Origin of the sequence: Clostridium felsineum DSM 794 (genome assembly GCF_002006355.2) — a bacterium.
Lineage (GTDB): Bacteria > Bacillota > Clostridia > Clostridiales > Clostridiaceae > Clostridium_S > Clostridium_S felsineum.
Genome location: NZ_CP096980.1, coordinates 3,457,528 through 3,477,516 on the forward strand (window position 1 = coordinate 3,457,528; position 19,989 = coordinate 3,477,516).

Annotated in this window: 16 protein-coding genes and 1 pseudogene; 4 read left to right on the forward strand and 13 right to left on the reverse strand. The window is 28.2% G+C overall.

The features are described 5' to 3' along the window. Positions 1-161 precede the first annotated feature (161 nt). From CLFE_RS16400 to CLFE_RS16425, 6 genes and pseudogenes are all read right to left on the reverse strand, one after another. Positions 162-4,376 carry a non-ribosomal peptide synthetase gene (locus CLFE_RS16400; protein WP_077895218.1) on the reverse strand — a complete coding sequence of 1,405 codons (4,215 nt, stop codon included), beginning with the start codon at positions 4,374-4,376 and terminating at the stop codon, positions 162-164. Positions 4,377-4,881: 505 nt separating this feature from the next. Next, a pseudogene (locus CLFE_RS16405) lies at positions 4,882-6,291 on the reverse strand (IS1182 family transposase). A 172-nt stretch (positions 6,292-6,463) separates the two neighbouring features. Then, positions 6,464-6,820 carry a phage holin, LLH family gene (locus CLFE_RS16410; RefSeq protein WP_077895576.1) on the reverse strand — a complete coding sequence of 119 codons (357 nt, stop codon included), beginning with the start codon at positions 6,818-6,820 and terminating at the stop codon, positions 6,464-6,466. A 25-nt stretch (positions 6,821-6,845) separates the two neighbouring features. Continuing rightward, entirely contained in the window at positions 6,846-7,841 is a 996-nt protein-coding gene (locus tag CLFE_RS16415) for a GH25 family lysozyme (protein ID WP_077895577.1), read from the reverse strand. Positions 7,842-8,134: 293 nt separating this feature from the next. Beyond that, positions 8,135-9,745, reverse strand: a complete 1,611-nt coding sequence (locus CLFE_RS16420; protein ID WP_250944600.1) for an IS1182 family transposase — start codon at positions 9,743-9,745, stop codon at positions 8,135-8,137. A gap of 185 nt (positions 9,746-9,930) precedes the next feature. Then, the gene (locus tag CLFE_RS16425) at positions 9,931-10,410 is read right to left on the reverse strand and encodes a hypothetical protein (protein WP_077895231.1); all 480 of its coding nucleotides are present in this window, start codon (positions 10,408-10,410) and stop codon (positions 9,931-9,933) included. Positions 10,411-10,583: 173 nt separating this feature from the next. Here CLFE_RS16425 and CLFE_RS16430 point away from each other — a divergent pair, with 173 nt between their 5' ends. Beyond that, positions 10,584-10,814: a DUF3892 domain-containing protein gene (locus CLFE_RS16430; protein WP_077835631.1), complete on the forward strand. Its 231-nt coding sequence runs from the start codon at positions 10,584-10,586 to the stop codon at positions 10,812-10,814. Between the two features lie 57 nt (positions 10,815-10,871). Here CLFE_RS16430 and CLFE_RS16435 read toward each other — a convergent pair whose 3' ends face one another. Next, positions 10,872-11,675, reverse strand: a complete 804-nt coding sequence (locus CLFE_RS16435; protein ID WP_077895232.1) for a C1 family peptidase — start codon at positions 11,673-11,675, stop codon at positions 10,872-10,874. A 273-nt stretch (positions 11,676-11,948) separates the two neighbouring features. Here CLFE_RS16435 and speD point away from each other — a divergent pair, with 273 nt between their 5' ends. Beyond that, positions 11,949-12,773 (forward strand): adenosylmethionine decarboxylase, encoded by an 825-nt coding sequence (gene speD, locus CLFE_RS16440; protein ID WP_077835633.1) that lies wholly within the window; start codon positions 11,949-11,951, stop codon positions 12,771-12,773. 18 nt (positions 12,774-12,791) lie between these two features. Then, the gene (speE, locus tag CLFE_RS16445) at positions 12,792-13,652 is read left to right on the forward strand and encodes a polyamine aminopropyltransferase (RefSeq protein ID WP_077895233.1); all 861 of its coding nucleotides are present in this window, start codon (positions 12,792-12,794) and stop codon (positions 13,650-13,652) included. Between the two features lie 44 nt (positions 13,653-13,696). Here speE and CLFE_RS16450 read toward each other — a convergent pair whose 3' ends face one another. The 5 genes from CLFE_RS16450 to CLFE_RS16470 all read right to left on the reverse strand — a co-directional run bounded on the left by CLFE_RS16450 (position 13,697) and on the right by CLFE_RS16470 (position 18,308). After that, complete coding sequence (locus CLFE_RS16450; protein WP_242950912.1) at positions 13,697-14,194, reverse strand: putative ABC transporter permease; 498 nt, start codon at positions 14,192-14,194, stop codon at positions 13,697-13,699. Positions 14,195-14,365: 171 nt separating this feature from the next. Further along, positions 14,366-15,718, reverse strand: coding sequence for a lysozyme (locus tag CLFE_RS16455; protein WP_077895234.1), 1,353 nt, complete (start codon positions 15,716-15,718; stop codon positions 14,366-14,368). A 256-nt stretch (positions 15,719-15,974) separates the two neighbouring features. Then, on the reverse strand, positions 15,975-16,580 hold the full coding sequence (locus CLFE_RS16460) for a VanZ family protein (RefSeq protein WP_242951719.1): 606 nt from the start codon (positions 16,578-16,580) through the stop codon (positions 15,975-15,977). Between the two features lie 251 nt (positions 16,581-16,831). Continuing rightward, a complete protein-coding gene (locus CLFE_RS16465; protein ID WP_077835637.1) occupies positions 16,832-17,473 on the reverse strand; it encodes an RpiB/LacA/LacB family sugar-phosphate isomerase in 642 nt (213 codons plus the stop codon). 31 nt (positions 17,474-17,504) lie between these two features. Continuing rightward, positions 17,505-18,308 (reverse strand): gluconate 5-dehydrogenase, encoded by an 804-nt coding sequence (locus CLFE_RS16470; protein WP_077835638.1) that lies wholly within the window; start codon positions 18,306-18,308, stop codon positions 17,505-17,507. A 139-nt stretch (positions 18,309-18,447) separates the two neighbouring features. Here CLFE_RS16470 and CLFE_RS16475 point away from each other — a divergent pair, with 139 nt between their 5' ends. Then, positions 18,448-19,302 (forward strand): AraC family transcriptional regulator, encoded by an 855-nt coding sequence (locus CLFE_RS16475; protein ID WP_077895235.1) that lies wholly within the window; start codon positions 18,448-18,450, stop codon positions 19,300-19,302. A gap of 85 nt (positions 19,303-19,387) precedes the next feature. On the opposite strand, the gene CLFE_RS16480 is transcribed toward CLFE_RS16475, so the two are convergent. Then, positions 19,388-19,876: a GNAT family N-acetyltransferase gene (locus CLFE_RS16480; RefSeq protein WP_077895236.1), complete on the reverse strand. Its 489-nt coding sequence runs from the start codon at positions 19,874-19,876 to the stop codon at positions 19,388-19,390. Positions 19,877-19,989: the final 113 nt, after the last annotated feature.

Here is a 19,989-nt window from a genome sequence, read left to right on the forward strand (position 1 = left end):
ATATTGTTGTAAATCCTAAATACTTTTAATTAATATATATAATACATATTAATTAAAAGTATTGCTGTACTATGTTAAAACTCACTTACAACTTTAAATATACAATAATTTATTGAACTATGTTTTAGAAGACATATATTATAACCTTAACCATGAGGTTACTATAATAAATTATTAATTATCTTTGATACCTCATTTACATATGGTTGCCTAAAAATCGAAAAATGACTTCCATTTACATTGTGTACATTAATTTTAGTATTACAATATGATTGCCATTCCTTATCAATTATATTTACTGACTTGGTAGCTTTTATATAATTAACTTCGGTACTTATATTACTTTTAGGAATATACCTTAAACATGCACAATTGATGCTTCTTATTATATTTATAAATCGAATTTTTTCAATTCCACTCATTTTATTATAATTAGGCATATTTTCCATAATTCCCCTGTACTTTATATTTTCAATTATAATATTTAAATCTTCTAATTTATTAACAACCAAAGAATATATGCTTTCCAAACTAATATTATTTTTTGCTAATTGCTCAATATCAAATTTATCAATAACTTTTCCTAAAAATTTCTTTTCTGTATCCACATTAAACTTTGGAATCTTTTTAGATAAATATATATTTGGAGGAACAGAATCTATTACAAAAAATACTTTTACACTTTCACCCAATAGTTCTATCTGTCTTACAATTTCATATGCTATAGTACCACCATTGCTCCATCCAGCAATATAATATGGTCCGGATTTTTGTATATTTTTTATAACTAATAAATACTGATTTGCCAATTCTTCAATATTAATATTCTTTGGATAATATTCCTTATACTCCCTAAAATTTAATCCCCAACAATTATATTGCGAAGAAATTTTCTTTACAAGTTCTATATATCCGTCTACTTGTCCAGTTCCATCATGTATAAAAAATATGTTTTTATCTGCGCTATCTGATTTCTTTAGAAATACAAGATTCTCATCCTGCCAAAAATCCTCTTGTATTGAATTTTTTTTAACAAATTGAGAAATGTTCCTTATATTCTTAAATACATACACATTGCTTACAGATATTGATACATTCAATTTCTGTGCTATTTTACTTGCAACATTAACTGCCCTTATAGAATCACCACCTATTTCAAAAAAATTATCATCTATTCCTATATTCTTTGTTCCTAAAACTTTTTCCCATATCTCAACTAATTTATTTTCTACTTCGTCCCTTGGAGCTTCATATTTTACCCCTGTATTTATCTTCCACTCTAATTTTGGTAGTGCTCTTCTATCTATTTTTCCGTTTGTTGTTACTGGCATATTATTTAACTTTACAAAGTATGATGGCAACATATATTCTGGAATTTTTTCACTTAACTTCTCTCTTATTTCTCTTACGTTATAGTCTTTTTCTCCTACATAATATGCGCATAAATACTTATTATATCCTTCATCTCTTGCTATTACTATACATTCTTTTATTCCTTCTATTTTAAGTAAATTACTTTCTATTTCCCCTACTTCTATTCTAAAACCTCTTATTTTAACTTGATGATCTATTCTCCCTAAATATTCTATATTCCCATCTGAAAGCCATCTTGCTAAATCTCCTGTTTTGTACATTCTTTCTTGTGGATCATATGGATTTACTACAAACTTCTTATTTGTTAATTTTTCATTGTTTAAATATCCTTTAGCAAGTCCTTCTCCACTTATACATAATTCACCTGCCACACCCACAGGAACTAATTTATTATTTCTATCAACTATATATATTCTTATATTGTCTATTGGTTTCCCAATTGGTATATTATTGGGTATATCACCTAAGATATTATTTAATGAATACTTTGTTGCATATATACTAGCTTCTGTTGGTCCGTATAAATTCTCAATATTAGTAACTTTAATTAGCTTTTGAAAAATATTGTTGTTTTTAATTTTTAACGCTTCTCCTGCTGTTAAAATATATTTTAATCTCTTTAATTTTTTTACATTGTCCTCGTTAATTTCATTTAAAAACAAATTGAACATACTAGATGTAAAATTAACATGACTGACTGAATTATCTATTATCGTTTTAATTACATTCTTAGCATCTTTTTCATATCCCTTCCCAAGTATTACTAATTTTCCACCGCCTATAAACCAGCCAAATATTTCACTTATTGAAACATCAAAGGAATAATTTGTTTTTTGAAGGTATGCTCCATTTTGATCCATTGTATAATGCTTTTGTAAAAACATTAGTGTATTCATCATACTACTGTGTTTTATCATAACCCCTTTAGGTCTACCTGTTGTACCTGACGTATATATTACATATGCTAAATTGTCTTTACCTGCTATTTCACCCAAGTTATCAACATCATACTTGTATAACTCTTCATTATCTATGTAACATATTTCTACTATTTTATTTTGTATTCTACCTTCAAATTTTTTCTGTGTTATCACTAGTTTTGTTCCACTATCATCTATCACATAGTTTATTCTATCCTTTGGGTACTCTGGATCGATTGGTAGATAAGCTCCTCCTGCCTTTAGTATTGCCATTATTCCCACTATCATCTCTATTGATTTCTCTATCATTATCCCTACTATAACGTCTTTTTCTACTCCCTTTTCTCTTAAAACTCTTGCTAATGAATTAACTTTTTCATTCAATTTTTTATATGATAATTTTTTATTTTCAAATATCAAAGCTGTATTATCTGGTATTTTTTTCACCTGATCCTCAAACAATCCAGTTATTGTTCTACTCTGAGAGTAATTTGACACAGTATTATTAAATTGGTATAACAATTTATTTTTTTCTTCTTTTGTAATTATTTCTATTTCACCTAATTTTACTTCCTGATTGTTTACTATAGAATTAAATATAGCTTTTAAATGTTCTGCCATCATCTGTATTGTAGCTTTTTTAAATAATTTACTACTATATTCAATATTAATTTCAAATTGGCCACTTTTTTTAATAACTGAGAATATTAAATCAAACTTGACTACATTACACTTATAATCATATTTTTTGATTATGAAATTACCTACATCAATGTTTTCTTCACTATCATTTATCATTGTAAACATAACATCAAATAGTGGATTTCTTCCACTATCTCTTGGTATATTTAATTTATTTACTAACTCCTCAAATTGGTAATCTTGATTTTCATATGCATTTATAGAATTCTCCCTTACTTCTGTTAAAAATTCCACATAACTTTTATCCATTGTAGGATAGTTTCTCATTGCCAAAGTATTTACAAACATGCCTATAACATTCTTAATCTGATCAATTCTTCTTCCTGCTATAGGCGTTCCTATTATTATATCTTCCTGACCAGTATATTTTGAAAGAAGTATATTAACAACCGATAAAAATACCATATACATTGTACTTCCCGTTATATAAGCTATTTTCTTTAACTTTTCTGATAATTCATTCCCTATTTCAAAACTTATAGTATTTCCTTCGAAAGTTTTAATAGAAGGTCTTTTATAATCTGTTAATAAATTAAGAACTGGTATTTCTTTTTTAAATACCTTTAGCCAATATCGTTCCTGCATTTTAATATTATCTGATTTCATTTCCTTATTCTGCCAAATACAATAATCCTTATATTGTATTGTCATTTTAGGTAGTTCCCTCTTGTTGTATAAATAACTAAATTCTTTTAATAAAATACCTACAGATATCCCATCCATTATTATATGATGAGTATTAATTAGCAACACATATTCTTTTTCTAAGATTTCTATTAGTACTACCCTTATTAATGGTGCCTTACTTAAATCAAACGGTCTTATAAATTCTTTTATTGTATCATTAACTTGATTTTTCTGTGCTTTAATATATGTAATTTCAGGAATTATATTTTTATCATTTACTATTTGCACTACCTCTCCATCAATATTCTCAAATGAAGTTCTTAAGCTTTCGTGCCTTTTTACCAATTCAATTATACTTTTATTAAAGCGTACTTTATCAATTTTTCCCTCTATTTTAACTATTATTGGTACATTATAATTAATACTGCTTCTATTCATTTGATTTAGTATAAACATTCTTTTTTCTGCTGAAGATAGTGGATAATATTCTCTTTTTTCAGTAGGCATTATAATTACACTTTCTTTTTTCTCTGCATTTCTAATATAACTTGCTATTTCCTTAATAGTAACTACTTTAAATATTTTTCTTATCGATATTTCTACATTAAATTCCTTCTTAATCATGCATTCTAGTTCTATCGCCTTTAAAGAATGTCCTCCCAAATAAAGAAAACTATCATTTATGTTTATATTTGTAACATTTAGTATTTTCTTACATATATTGATTAGTCTATTTTCAATATTATCCTCCATAAACTACCTCCTAATCAGTGTAGTGCACACTATTTAAAACCTATTTTTTCATCTATTTTAATTTAACTAGCATTATTTACAAATAAAGAGTTCTAATATTTTAGTCATTATATTATTTAAACAACAGCCAATCAAATACGGAAGGAAATTTCCAAAATTTAATAAAAGCTCCTTGAATCTTTATACTTTATTATGTAAATAATAAAACTAAATGTAATTAAATGATTTTTATTACATCTTTATTTTATATTATCATATTTCTCATTTTTTTACAATAGTTATAATACTTCTTCTTACATATAATGCCATATGCTTGTATATTTCTTACAATTGCAACTTAGTACCTGCGCTATTTTATACTTAAAATAAGAATTAATCACTAATTTCAAAAAATTCTTATTTTAAGTATAACAAAATTTTAACATTTCAATAAAACCTATATAAACTATCATATTTTTAAAATATTATTTTTAATATTTCTATAAGTAAAAAATATAACTGAAAGTTATATTTCAGGCTGTAAACAAATATGTGTTTTAAAGTATTTTTTATATATCACAAGCAAATATCTTCTTCTTCTCCAAAGCCTATTTGCTAATTTCTTTAAATTCATGCATGCAAAAGTAAGCGTGACTGCCATTTTAATTTTAGCCAAGCTTCTTAAATGAGTGAATCTCATACCATGTTTTTGTTTTGCATCTGCAAAAATACGTTCAATAGTTTCTTTTCTTCTTTTGTATACACTATTAACATACCTTTCATGTCTGAGATGTTCAGCTTCTTCCAAATAATTCTCCCATATATGTCTAGTAATAAGCTTTTGCTTATTTTTACTATTAGTACATTTCTTTATGAAAGCACAGCTTTCACAATCGTGATTATTAGATTTATATTCTTTATATCCATCTCTGTTGGTCGTTGAATATTTTAATATTTTGTTATTGGGACATATGTAACAATCATAAAATTCATCATATGCATATTCATACTTTTTAAAGAAACCTTCTTTGGTCATAGGGCGTTTATACGGCATAGATGGTAAAATACCTGAATCTAGTATTGTTTTAGCAATGCATGGATTTTTATATCCAACATCTACTGCAACAGCAACTAGTTTATCTCCAAACTTTCAATATACTTTATTATAAACATCATAAAAGCCAATACTATCATGAACATTTCCAGCAGTAACTTCAAAGCCTAGAACAAAATTGGCATCATCACATGCAGTATGAGCTAAATAAGCAAAACATTTTTCCTTTTCATTCTTATAAAACATTCCACTTTCCTTGTCGGTAGTACTTTGTACAACTTCCTTAGTCTCTATTTTTTTAGTTTTTTTTAAAGGCTTTTTACCATGTTCTTGCCTGTCCAAATCAATTTCTTTATCAAGTTTGTCTTTATATTTTTTTGCCTCAATTTCAACATTAACTCTTTTAAATTTCTTCTTATTGGCACTAGCTTTTATATGTGTTGAATCAATATAAACTTGTTCTAGTGCTAAAAAGCCCTCTTTTTCAGCAATTTCAAGAATTTTCACAAATATATTTGTGAACACATCAGTATCATTGAATCTTCTTTCATAATTTTTATTAAAGGTAGAGAAATGAGGTATTTTTTCACTCATTGAATAACCAAGAAACCATCTATAAGCTATATTAACTTGAATCTCTCTTATAGTTTGTCTCATTGAAGGTATTCCAAATAAATATTGAACAAGTACTATTTTTATAAGTACTACTGGATCAATGCTACGTCTACCAAAGTCAGAATATAATTCTGATACTTCATCATATATAAAATTAAAATCTATGGATTTATCTATTTTTCTTAATAAATGATCTTTTGGAACTAGATCCTCTAAGCTATTTAATTCAATTTGACTTCTTAATTCTTTTCCTTTTTTTGTTAACATTTTACTCATCACCATTTACTATTTTAGAATAAAAAGAAATGAGTGTCGATTTTGTCGACACTCTGAAATATAACTGAAAATTGTATTTTCAGTTATATTAGTGCCCAAATATTTAATTTACAGAAACATTTTTATATTATAAAAGTATACGAGCTTTGTTTTCACATTATTTTTACCTTAATGAATTAATTTTTAGCACAGCTGCTTTAATTACATTGTATATCTCTTCATCCGTAAGTCCTGTCTTCCCTTCTATAAGTGCTAGCACCTTAGAATTTTTCATTTCACCAGTCCAATTAAATTCCTTTCCCATTTGCTCGACTGCTTCAACTGCTTGCTTTATTATAACTATATCTTGATTATATTTATCTATTCCTATTTTTTGTTTTAATTGATTTTCTCCTAACTCTATAATATTTTTATTTTTATTATAAAATTGTTTAACATAATAAGCTATTATGGCTACAATTATATTAAATATTACTCCTAAAATTGGTATTACTATTTGATTTATTATTTGTTCTCTCATTTTTATCCCTCCAAACTTTATTTAACTAACAATTTTCATCCAATAGCTTTGACCATGTGGCTGTCCCTACTATTCCATCTGGATTAATTCCATGCTTAGCCTGCCAATTTTGAACCATTACTTTAGTTCCATTACCAAAAACTCCATCTATATTTCCTCCAACTCTGTATTGAATGTATCTTGTAGCATATTCATAATGTGCATATTGAACACCATCTGTTGGTCTATTAAATATTTCTGTAACCGCACTAACAGTTTTCTGTCCCCAAATTCCATCTACTACTAGCCCCATTGCTCTTTGAAATTCTTTTATTGCTTCCATTGTTGCCGTTCCCTCTATGCCGTCTACTGTAACTCCCTTCTTTAAAAGCGTATTAAGCTGCTGTTGAATAATTTTAACAGTGTCATCCTGTTTTTGTACCTTTACTACCTCATTTAAAATTAATCTTTTGGAATTTCCTAATAAAATACCCTCACTAAAGTTATTAACATCACATTTCCCATTTACTCCTGGTACATTTCCATCTTCTGCATATTGCCACCCTATATATTGAGTAACACTCGGTTTTTCAACTCCATATTCAGCTATCCATAAAGGTAAGCTCTTAACTCTATCATCAAATAATTCCTCATAAAAAGAACTATAAGTATAAACAGCACATTCATATCCTTTGCTCTGCATAAAATCATAAAATTGACGAACCCTTGTGCTTGTATCATTTTGTCCAGCATCACTAAATTCCTGTGCTTCAACATCAATCATATATTTCATATCAGCTTTAAAGCTACTTATCATATTAATAAAATGTTGTGCCTCCATATATGGATTATTTCTGTGTAAAAAGTGATAAAATCCTACCTTTAAACCAACTTTTTTAGCTTCATTATAAAACTCTTTCATTTTTGAATCGTTAAAAGTCAATCCCTCTGTGGCTTTTAAATACACATATTCTACTCCACTTTTCTTAACCTCTTCCCAATTTGTTATATTTGAGCCATTATAAATGTCTATACCATTCATAAGACTACCTCCTTTTATGTTTGTATGTGTAGTAATTTAAAAAGCGCTTCTTTACTACATTTTTCATAAAAACATATACCTTGATGAATTATATAAACGTAACAAATGAAATTATAATCTTTTAATAAGGTATAAAAAAGGGAGTGTCGCAAAATGATTAAAATTAATCATGAGCGATGCTCTTTTTTTGTTTAAGCTATAAAATTGCCTAATATTTTAAATACTATATTAATTATTTGAATTTCCATGAGATTTTGACGCACTAAAATAAACCTAACTATATTATTCCATAATTAGGAAATAGTTTTTAATTCGTGAAGATACTTTTGAGTTCTTTCATTTTGGATTTTTAAATGTAATTTGTTAATGTTATATCCAAAACAAAGCAAAATAAATTCAGTTTTTACACTATTTTTTCCACGTGTTAAAAATCTTTTGAATTCATAGTCGCTTTTTAAAATTCCAAACGCACCTTCAACTTGAATAGATCTGTTCATTCTCAATTTAGTTCCCAATTCAGTTTTGATATTGTTGTATGAAATTTGACGCTTTTTAATAAAAGTCTTTGAAACCTGCATTTTTCGGTTATTCTTTGCTTTTGTGCACTTTGATTTCAAAGTGCAGTTATCGCAATTTTCACATTCATAAACAGTAACCTCAGACGTATACCCACTTGCAGATTTTTTATGAATAATATATGATGGGAATAATTTTCTATTATTATGACAAATATATGTATCTGTTTTAACATCATATTTCATATTTTCACGCTTACTGATGTCGTTTTTAAAACTTCTTTTTTTCCATTTCTCATAAGTTTGAGGTTTTATATATGGTATTTGATTATTAGACTCTAAAAACAAATAGTTTTCTTCACTTTCGTAACCAGAATCTGCAATCACATTAGTATATTTATGACCAATTTTTTCTTGCATATTAGTAATCATTGGTATTAATGTTGCTATATCATTTCTATCATCAAATACTCCAACACCAGTTACATATTCACTATCAACTGCTATTTGTACATTATAGGCAGGTTTTAATTGACCATTTCTCATATGATCATCTTTCATATGCATGAAAGTTGCATCAGTATCAGTTTTAGAATAGCTATTTCTTTTTGAAAATATTTTCTTACTTAAATTATATTTTTCTTGTCTTTCTTTATATTGTGATAGTTGTTCTATCCACTTTTGAATTGCAGTTTTTCTTTTACCGATTCCATGAACAAACTCTATATTTCTTTTTTCTTTTTCAAATAAAAGCCATTGAAGAATTTTGTTTATATCATCAATCAAAGTTTCTCTCTCAATAGTGAATTTCATTAATCTTTCAAGATTAATGGTTTTAACAAGAGCAATAATTTTATCAAACATCTTACCTTCATTTTTATAAATAGCTTTCTTCCAAACAAAAGTATATCGGTTGGCATTTGCCTCAATTTTAGTACCATCGATAAATACATTTTCAAATAATAATTCTTTTTCTTTAGCTAAATAGTTAACTTGTTGATAAAATAAATCTTCAATCACTTCATTTGAAAGATATTTTTTTCGAAATCTACTTATAGTAGCGTGATCAGGTGCTTTAAAGCCTTGAAGTAGCCATTTGAAATTTATATCTCTTTTGCATGCTTTTTCTATCTTTCTACTTGAATAAATATTTTGAGAATAAGCATAAGATATTATTTTGAACATGATTTTGGGTTCAACTGCTGATTTTCTTCCTACGGAAGAATACGCCTTGTACAATTTTTTATAATTTAATCCCTCCAACAAATAGCTTAGCAAACGAACCGAATCATCTTCTGGTATTAAGTTTTCTAAATTTAATGGTAATATAAGTTGCAAATTATCATTAAATTGATTATAATTTTTTGTGTATAATTTAGTTACATTCATAATTTAATTATACAATCAATGTGAGTTCTTCGGAACTCACATTTTTTATATACAACAAAGGAGCTATTGCAAAACTATTTTTTAGTTTTGCAACAGCCCCTTTAGATTTGCTCTATTTAAATTTTTTTCTGTGCCTTCACTTAAGCACCACCTCACATAGAAACGATATATTCACCATATCTCAATTATGGGATAATTAAATCTATATCTTGCCTCATGGTATTATGGTACTTATCACTTAATGACATAGTTATTGTGTGTTTTCCTGAGGTTAAGTTATTAAATATAATTTCATAAGAAGTTGTATCTGTATCCTCCTCAGTATCATATCCCCATGTATATATATCTTTGGGATCAGTGTTCACATTTAAATCGTAATCACACAAATATTTTCCATCAACAGATATATGTACAGGACCTAATCCAGTAGTTTTTCTAATTAAAATACATGGATATTTAGTATCTAAAATTATAGGATCATAATTATTAGATTGATAATTAGCTACTCTAGTATAATCCCCATCCACACTCGATTTATACGCAGAGTTAACTCCCTGTATTTGCATAATCAAACCTACATCTGCATGAGTGGTCTTTAATGGGACAGCCGCCCCCAAAGCTATAACTAATATAAAAATTGCAAACATCATAAATTTTCTTTTCATAACAAAATTCCTCCTTTTATAATTTATAATAATATACTACCACAAAATACATTATTATGAAAAAATCTATATATTTGTTTATATTGATATATTTATTCCTACTTCATAAAATGTGAATATTACATAACTTTACTACAAATAATACTTATAAAATAATTAAAAGAGGTGTTAATATGAGTAGTAAATCCAAGATTACAAAAGTACAAAAAAATTCTCATGGAGATATAACTGCTGTAGCACTTGATAACGGAAATATATGTTCAATTGATGAAGCAATATCAATGGCAAAAAACGATTTAATAGACGGTGTAAATGTAGGCAAAGCCAAGAATGGTAGAGAATATTTAAGAAGCAATCCTAATGGCGATGAAAGTGATAATTTAGATAATAAACCAACTTTTTAAATAAATATAAAAAAATAAACTCTCTATGATAAAAATATCACCGAGAGTTTATTACTTTTATTTCAAATCAATATGCCACCAATCATGACTATATTTTTGCAAAAACTTAGCCGGTATATAAATATATCCCTTGTCTCCAAAATCCTCTCCCCAACTATTACGGGCAATAAAATATAAATTTTCGTAATTTGAAGCTTCAAAATATTTTTGTACATTTTCCTTAATTTCTTCTATAATTCCATTTTTCTTATAAAAATAGCCACATATATTTATTGCATGTCCTCCAAGTAGTTCTTCTCCTTGCTTTGGCAGTTGTACATAGCCATCATGTCCAATATCTTCAAAACTATCATATACGTCCACACCTATTAATACAGGTTTTTTAAGCACACCTACGCAATAAAGTAAATCTTTTATACTTGTTATTTTATATTTTTTTATAGCTTTATGCTTTTTAGCATCCAAGTCCATAGCTGCAGTTGGCACATCTTTAAACTTATCAATATCATATGGACACAAACTCTCTAAACAAGTTCCTACTGTTGTAGCAATCTCAGCACTTCTAGCTATTGTACTTCCATTATCATCCTGAACATCTCCATCAAGTTTTCTTTCCTCATAATAAAAATAAAGCTCTGAAAGCTTGTCTTTTATTCCCAAAAGATATTCAAGTACACTGCAAGCTGAAAATGCTGTACATGCTCCTAGCTTTCCTTGATCTTGTATGGGGGCATATTGTTTTCTTAGATCCGCGCTTGATGGAATATCTTCCTCTCTAAAAATACATTCATAAAACAGTTTTTCATTTCCTGTTACTTTAGATTTTTTTAAGTTATACTTATAAGGTAATTTCTTTCCCATAACAAAGGCATCTCCTTTTAAATTGTTTGATTATTAAGACAATTTAATTTCTAGTTATGCATTTATTTTGAAATAAGTCTATTCTTTATCATGATTTTACACCTTTTTTATCTACTTATTACCACTATGGCATTCTATATTTCACTTAACATTATATGCTTCAATTAAGCTATTATTCCTCACTATATTTTATTTATAAAAATTATACTAATATTCATCCTATAAGGATATACTAATACCGATTTATTTATTAGGAGGTATTTTTTTAATATAATGGGTGTAAATATTAACAACAAAATTAAACTTCATGGTTTTAATAATTTAACTAAAGCATTATCTTTTAATATGTACGATATATGCTATACAAGATCTGCTGAAGATAGAGAAGCATATATTTCTTACATAGATGAGCAATACAGTGCAGATAGACTTACAAAAATCCTCTCAACTGTTACTGAAATTATAGGTGCTAACATTTTGAACACCGCAAAGCAGGACTACGACCCTCAAGGTGCAAGTGTTACACTTTTGGTATGTGAGAATCCTATATTAGAAGATCACAAAGAAGCCCTAGTAAAAGAAACTCCTGGACCGCTTCCAGAAATCATACTTAATCATTTAGATAAAAGTCATATTACCGTGCATACCTATCCTGAGTATCACCCCGATGAAGGTATTTGCACCTTTAGAGCTGATATAGACGTATCTACCTGTGGAATGATATCACCTTTAAGAGCACTAAATTATTTAGTACATTCCTTTGAAGCAGATATTATGACTATGGACTATAGAGTTCGTGGTTTTACTAGAGATATTACTGGACGTAAGCTATTTATTGATCACAAAATTAATTCCATTCAGAACTATATACCAAACAACATAAAAAACAAATATAACATGATTGATGTAAATGTTTATCAAGAAAACTTATTTCATACAAAATGTAGATTAAAACAATTCGATTTGGATGACTATCTATTTGGATACACAAAAAAAGATTTATATCCAAAAGAAAAAAGAATAATAACTCATAAACTAAAAAAAGAGATGGACGAAATATTTTATGGTAAAAATTTTGATGATGTATATTACAAATAAAATAATGGAGGTAAACTTATGTTAGATCTTTGGTTTTCAGAAAGTCATGCAGACGACACAAAATTTTCAATAAGAGTAAACGAGCATTTATACACAGAAAAAACTCCTTTTCAGCAAATAGATTTTTTTAAGAGTGAAACCTTTGGAACTTTTTTTACACTTGATGGTTACATAATGATGACTGAAAAAGACGAATTTATATATCATGAGATGATTACCCATGTTCCAATGGCCGTCAATCCTAATATAAAAAGAGTTCTTATTATAGGTGGTGGTGATGGTGGAACCTCAAGAGAAATTTTAAGATACAATACTATAGAACAAGTGGATATGGTTGAAATTGACGAAAGGGTTGTACGCCTGTGTCAAAAATACCTAACTCAAACCTCACTAAAACTTGACAATGATGATAGACTTTCTATACATTTTGAAGATGGTAAAGAATTCGTTAAGAAAACAAAAAATAAAACCTATGATCTTATTCTTGTAGATTCAACTGATCCTATTGGCCCTGGAGAAGGTTTATTTACTAATGAATTTTATAAAGACTGCGAAAGAATTTTAAGTGATGACGGAATTCTAATTAATCAACATGAAAGTCCTTATTACAAGGAATACTGCCATGAAATGAAAAGAGCTCATAATAAAATAAAAGATAAATTTCCTATTGCAATGGTTTATCAATTTCACATGCCAACTTATGCTTCTGGCCACTGGCTTTTTGGCTTTGCATCAAAAAAATATCATCCTCTAAAGAATTTGCATGAAGACAGCTGGAATGCTCTTAATTTAAAAACAAAATATTATAACACAAATCTCCATAAAGGTGCTTTTGCACTTCCTAATTATGTTATTGAAGAGCTGGAAAAAGATGATTAAAAAGCTCCATCCATTTTAAACTGTGGATGGAGTTTTTTTATGTTCTATTTAAGTGTTATCAACCTTATAACATAGGAAAATAGACTTGGGGGTCTATCTTCTCCATAAAAGTAACAAGATAAAACATCATCTAGCCATATTATCAGTATAGGAAGTACATACCACCAAATACAATTTTTCAATTCAATTTGTCCCATAAAATTAAATTTATCCTTACTATAATCCCAAATATGCAAACCTAAATATAAATTAAAAAATATACCTGAAAATAACTCCATTAAAGTTATAGTTGTTCCACCAATTAAAACCTGTTTCCACATTTTTAAATTATAATACTTAGGTCTATCATTTAGCCCTCCTATAATAACTCCACAAAGTCCCCCAACTAAAAACATCCATAAGCTTGTAAAGCCCATAAGTGACATTGACTTTATTCCCTCATAGCCTACCAATTGTTGTCCATACGCTCTTGCCAGCACTTCTACATCCATGTAAATACCACCAAACACTAAAAAGTGAATTATTTTATTTTTTAAGTACACTGTTTACACCTCCTTTAATTTACTAAATATAATATGCCTACAAATACCGCACTATTACCATACCAAGTAACCTTATGTATAATTTTCTACAAAAAACTTTATTTTCCTTTAATGTATTTTTTAATAAGAAAGACTCCTTAATTAAAGAAGTCCTTCTTGAAAATAAATATTTTATATATCCTCAACATCATCCATATCAATCCATTGAAGGTGTGCATTTGCTCCATTAACTAATCCCCAATTTCCTATAACCTTATATAGAGATATTACTTTACCTGCTGGTACAATACCATTAGTTGGTATAGCAGAACATGGATTTTCTCTACAGTAAGTTCCTTCATATGCCACTGCTCTTATTTGCTTTATAACACTTAAAGGTTTTGTAGCAACCAAACTACTAATTGGAACAAACTTCTTTTCTGTATTACTTATTAAATAGTATGCATCTTCTTTAGCATATACCTGAACCAAATCACCTTTTGTAAGAGTTCCAACTGTATTTCCTGCTTCATGTGGAAATTCCTTTATATTAACACTATCTACATCCACCGCAAAATCCTGTAATAAGGGTTCAGATTTTTCATTTAGTTTATTTGTAAATGCATTTGGGTATATATCTTGCAATTGTTTATTGTTGTTCATCCATTGTAAACCATCATTTCTTCCATTTACAAGATAGTATCCATTTACATCACAATAAACAGGGCATGTACCAGTATATGGAACAGTTCCATTGCTTGGATCACAATCATCTGGATTTTCATAGCATTTTGCACCATCATAATCCATAACTCTTATTACTTTTTGAACGGATAATGGATTCTGTGCCTTTACATTTGATATTTTTACATATTGTGGATTGTTGTTATTTACAAGATACCACTCATTGCATTTGCCGTATACTTGAAGAGTATATCCTGACTCTCTTACTCCATTAGTTTCAGAATTATCATCTGGTAAGCTTTTAAATTCAGTATGTCCTGTTGTAATCATATTTGCTATTATAGCAGGTTTTCCTTTTTGGTTAATGCAAAATTGATTAGGTTGTTTTAAATCTGTAGTTGTATTACCACTGCCAAAGAACATTGCTGCTTCTGCTGCTCTTCTGTTCTTAAGACCATCTAAAGCTTTACCTCCAGCCATAACCCACATTTCAAAATCAGCTGTTATAGTATTTACGTCTCTTACTCCTGCACATATATTTCTATATAAAGTTGATTGATTTAATAATGCACTAACTCCTTCGTTGTAAGCAAAAGATACCAATGCATCAAATTGATTCTGATTTAAGTTAACTCCCTTAGAAGTTAAATCATTTTTTATTGGTTGCGCATATTTGTTATTCAATAAGTCCTCCAACATTTGACTAGCCTGAGCCTGTGTTACATATGTTAAACCTGCAATTTCATCACCAGTCATACCATATCCTATTGTTTTTACACCTACACTATCATAATAAGGTGTTGCTGAAAATCCTTCCCATTGTTCTACGAAATTTACACATTGTTTTGAAACTAAAGCCATATTAATTACTTCCTTTCATTTTTGAATTTTTTATTTATTTGCTGCAATTACTACTGTTTCTGTCCCCCTTTTGTGTAATAAAAAAGAGCTTATTTAGTAAAAGCTCTTTTTAAATTTTTAGAAACAAAAATAACCCCGAGAAAAATCTCAAGGTTGTTTTTTAATTTCTAAACTTTTGACAATACCTATTATAGCACCTTTAAATAATATAGATGTAATTAATATCTTAGCTACTTATTATATTTAACTTATAAAACTATTGAAGGAATAAAAATATGACTGGAATAACTAGATATAAATAGGGCTCTAGCCTACTAAGTAACATATCCTTAGAAGAACTTTCTACAGCTGACTTATCAATAAATTTATGAAATATTTTTTTCATTATATTAAAAATAATAAAGCCTAAAACGTTGCCTATAGTATTCATTATTATATCATCTATATCTGTGGTTCTTGCAGTAGTAAACAATTGACTAAACTCAATAAAAAAAGTAAAAAATAATCCATATAAAAATATATTTTTAAACTTTTGATATTTTGTCCACATTATTGGAATCAGAAATCCAAAGGGCATAAATAATATAATATTAAGTATGTTTGATATATCTAGTCCATCTTTTAAAGGTATTAAATTTAAATGTGGATTAAATATTCTCTCATGCTCAATTAAATGAACCTTCCATTCATATACAGAGGGTATTCCCACTAGAATTAAACAAGCTACAATATAAATCAAGAAAAAATATCCTACAAAATAATGCTGCCAGCCTCTCTTATTATTCTTCTTTAAAACAATATTTAATGCTGTTATTAAAATGAATATTAATACTGTCATAATCAGACTTATTTTAAAGTCCATGTTTTCACCTTCTTTTTACTCATTATACAATTTTATCATATTTTTATATGTATGAAAATATTTCTAATTTGTATATTGAAGAAGGTTGCAAATTCAAACTTATAAGGGTAAATGCGCGCCATTTTGATATTAATTGAAAATATAATTAATATTGTACATAACAAAAAACCTATGCTAACAAGCGTTAAAGCATAGGTTTTTTATTAAGAATCTATAGCATAAATTCTCTATAGTATTCTATTATTTATATATTATTTGCCTACTACACTTTCAACAAATTCTTTCATCTTATCGCATTTGCAATTAGCATAGAATAATTCCTTGAATTTTTCTCCGCTTATAGCACCTTTTAATAAATCTTGATCTATTGATTTTAAAACTGTTATGATATCTTTGAATGCTACTTTTCTAACTTCATCTAATATCTTCTTATTTCTTTGTTCTGGAACAACTCTTTCCTTAGGATATCCTTGTCCGCTTTCTCCCTCAAACAATTTCTCAAAGATATACTCTAAGTTTAATTCTCCACCCCAGCCAAATCCTTTAGCAAAAGGTAGTGCAATTGCATTTCCATCATTGATTTGTGCAAACATAAATGCATCAGAAGGATCTTCTACATGTCCACAAATAACTCCTGGAAAAGAATTTAAAGCAAGCATAGCGCCTTCCCCTGTGCCACAACCTGTTATTACATAATCAGCTGCTCCTGAATTTAAAAGGATAGCTGCTAAAATACCATTTTGAACGTAAGTTAATTGAGCTTTGTCGTCTCCAGTATACATTCCGTAGTTAACTACTTCATGTCCTTTTGGTTCTACTACTTTCTTTAAAGTTTCAAATATAAGCTCATTTTTTGCTGCTTGACTGTTTTCATTTATTAAAGCTATTTTCATCTTAAATTTCCCCCTACAAATAAATTATCTATTATTGTGGTTGCTTTCCAATATAAGCTAATATTCCACCATCAACATATACAACATGACCATTTACAAAGTTTGAAGCATCAGAAGCTAAGAATACAGCTGGTCCCATTAAATCTTCTGGTGTTCCCCAACGAGCTGCTGGTGTCTTCGCAACTATAAATTGATCAAATGGATGTCTTGAACCATCTGCTTGTTTTTCTCTAAGTGGTGCTGTTTGTGGAGTAGCTATATATCCAGGTCCTATACCGTTACATTGGATATTGTGCTCACCATACTCAGAACATATATTTCTTGTTAACATCTTAAGTCCACCTTTTGCAGCGGCATAAGCTGAAACTGTTTCTCTTCCAAGTTCACTCATCATAGAGCATATGTTAATTATTTTTCCGTGACCCTTTTTAATCATTCCAGGTATTACAGCTTTAGATACTATAAATGGAGCATTTAAGTCAACATCTATAACCTTTCTAAAGTCTTCTGCTTTCATTTCAAGCATTGGAATACGTTTAATTATTCCTGCATTGTTTACAAGAATATCTATTACTCCAACTTCTTCTTCTACTTTTTTAACAAAGGCATTTACTTGTTCTTCATCTGTAACATCGCATACATAACCATGTGCCTTTATTCCTTCTGCTTCATAAGCTTTTAGTCCTTTATTAACTAAATCTTGATTAATATCATTAAATACTATTGTAGCTCCTGCTGATGCATAAGACTTTGCAATAGCAAATCCAATACCATATGATGCACCTGTTACTAATGCAATTTTACCTTCCAATGAAAAATCCTTGAGTATATCCATGAAATTCTTCCTCCTTGAATGATAATAATTTTTTACAATATTAATTATACTATTATACTTTCACTATTTCTTGTTATATTTTTTTTAAAATGTTGCAAATTTTGAAGTAAAGCTTATAATAAAAATTGGAGGTGACTTAATGAAACAATTTGAATCTTGCAAAGAATCCGTTAAGGATTGTATAAAAAATAAATACTTTTCAATAGCACATCTGCATAGTGAAGAAGAAACTATGGCAATACACATACATGATTGTTATGAAATTTACTACTCTATTTCTGGTGCAAATCAATTTTTAATAGACAATAAGCTTTATGACGTTGATCCTGGAGATTTATTCGTTATAAATGAATTTGAAAGTCACTATGTTTCTCAAATAAATAATGCTACTCATGAAAGAATAGTACTTTCTATTCATCCTGACTTCTTAAAAACTTTGTCTTCTGAAAAAACAGATTTAAATTACTGTTTTAGACACCGAAGTCATGATTTTAGTCATAAAACTTCTCTTAATAAAGAACAACAAAATAGATTTATATACTTTATAAATAAAATTATAGGTACTAGTGGTTTTGGTGCTGATATGATTGAATACTCAAGCTTTGTAGAGCTTATGGTATTTTTGACTAGCCTTTTTATAAATAAAGGTGATTCTACATCAATAGTTTATAAATACAATAATCAAATTCAAGAAATCATAAAATACATAAATGATAATGTTACAAAGGATATTACTGTAAAACACCTAGCGGAGCACTTTTTTTTAAGTGAATCTTATATATGTAGAATTTTTAAATTATCCACTGGGACAACCATAAATAAATATATTATTGCCAGAAGAATATCTATGGCAAAGGCCCTTTTGTCTAATGGCTCTAGTATTAATGATGTCTATATAAATTGCGGTTTTAATGACTACAGTAACTTTTTAAAATCCTTTAAGAAGGCTGTTGGAGTATCTCCGAAAAAATATTCCACCTTTAGTACTTCATAAATTTATTTTTTCAATGTTAATTTTAAATACACATAGGGCTGTTAAAATTAACCGCCCTTAATTCTTCAATAATTAATTATCTATATCAAAACTCTAAAATCATATTATACCATTTAGCTCCACCATGTACAGATTGTGATATGCCTACATTTATGTACCCAAACTTTTCATAATAGTGAATTAGTTTTTCTTTACAGTCTAAAATTACGCCTTTGCGTCCTTCTAGCTTTGATACTTCTATCATATGCTGCATTAACTTACTAGCAATTCCTTTATTACGATACTCTGGTAATACATCTAGACCAAAAATAGTCTGATACTTTCCATCTGGCACATGTAGTGAAGCATTTTCATATAGCTTATCATATATAGCTGTTTCATTTATTATGCACCCATTAACAAATCCAACTATTTTACCCTCATTTTCTGCTACAAAGAACTTTTTTGAAAATGTATTAATTCTTTGTTCAAAAGATTTTTTTGTAGCAGCTTCTGACTTTGGAAAACATCTCAATTCAACTTCTGTTACAGCTTCTAGGTCTTCTATAGATACTTCCCTAATTTTAATATCCATTACTATAATCCCCTTTCAATAAACTATTAATGATTTTGTTATGCTTAATTTTATACTATTGAAATAATATTTTTCAAATGAAATTTTCACTTATTTAGAATTAAAAAATAGTA

Coding starts and splice junctions, on each gene's coding strand:
- CLFE_RS16420 (WP_250944600.1), bottom strand. CDS start 9,745: ATGAATGTAACTAAATTATACACAAAAAATTATAATCAATTTAATGAT.
- CLFE_RS16410 (WP_077895576.1), bottom strand. CDS start 6,820: ATGAGAGAACAAATAATAAATCAAATAGTAATACCAATTTTAGGAGTA.
- CLFE_RS16400 (WP_077895218.1), bottom strand. CDS start 4,376: ATGGAGGATAATATTGAAAATAGACTAATCAATATATGTAAGAAAATA.
- CLFE_RS16430 (WP_077835631.1), top strand. CDS start 10,584: ATGAGTAGTAAATCCAAGATTACAAAAGTACAAAAAAATTCTCATGGA.
- speE (WP_077895233.1), top strand. CDS start 12,792: ATGTTAGATCTTTGGTTTTCAGAAAGTCATGCAGACGACACAAAATTT.
- CLFE_RS16415 (WP_077895577.1), bottom strand. CDS start 7,841: ATGAATGGTATAGACATTTATAATGGCTCAAATATAACAAATTGGGAA.
- CLFE_RS16475 (WP_077895235.1), top strand. CDS start 18,448: ATGAAACAATTTGAATCTTGCAAAGAATCCGTTAAGGATTGTATAAAA.
- CLFE_RS16480 (WP_077895236.1), bottom strand. CDS start 19,876: ATGGATATTAAAATTAGGGAAGTATCTATAGAAGACCTAGAAGCTGTA.
- CLFE_RS16425 (WP_077895231.1), bottom strand. CDS start 10,410: ATGAAAAGAAAATTTATGATGTTTGCAATTTTTATATTAGTTATAGCT.
- CLFE_RS16465 (WP_077835637.1), bottom strand. CDS start 17,473: ATGAAAATAGCTTTAATAAATGAAAACAGTCAAGCAGCAAAAAATGAG.
- CLFE_RS16470 (WP_077835638.1), bottom strand. CDS start 18,308: ATGGATATACTCAAGGATTTTTCATTGGAAGGTAAAATTGCATTAGTA.
- CLFE_RS16435 (WP_077895232.1), bottom strand. CDS start 11,675: ATGGGAAAGAAATTACCTTATAAGTATAACTTAAAAAAATCTAAAGTA.
- CLFE_RS16455 (WP_077895234.1), bottom strand. CDS start 15,718: ATGGCTTTAGTTTCAAAACAATGTGTAAATTTCGTAGAACAATGGGAA.
- speD (WP_077835633.1), top strand. CDS start 11,949: ATGGGTGTAAATATTAACAACAAAATTAAACTTCATGGTTTTAATAAT.
- CLFE_RS16460 (WP_242951719.1), bottom strand. CDS start 16,580: ATGGACTTTAAAATAAGTCTGATTATGACAGTATTAATATTCATTTTA.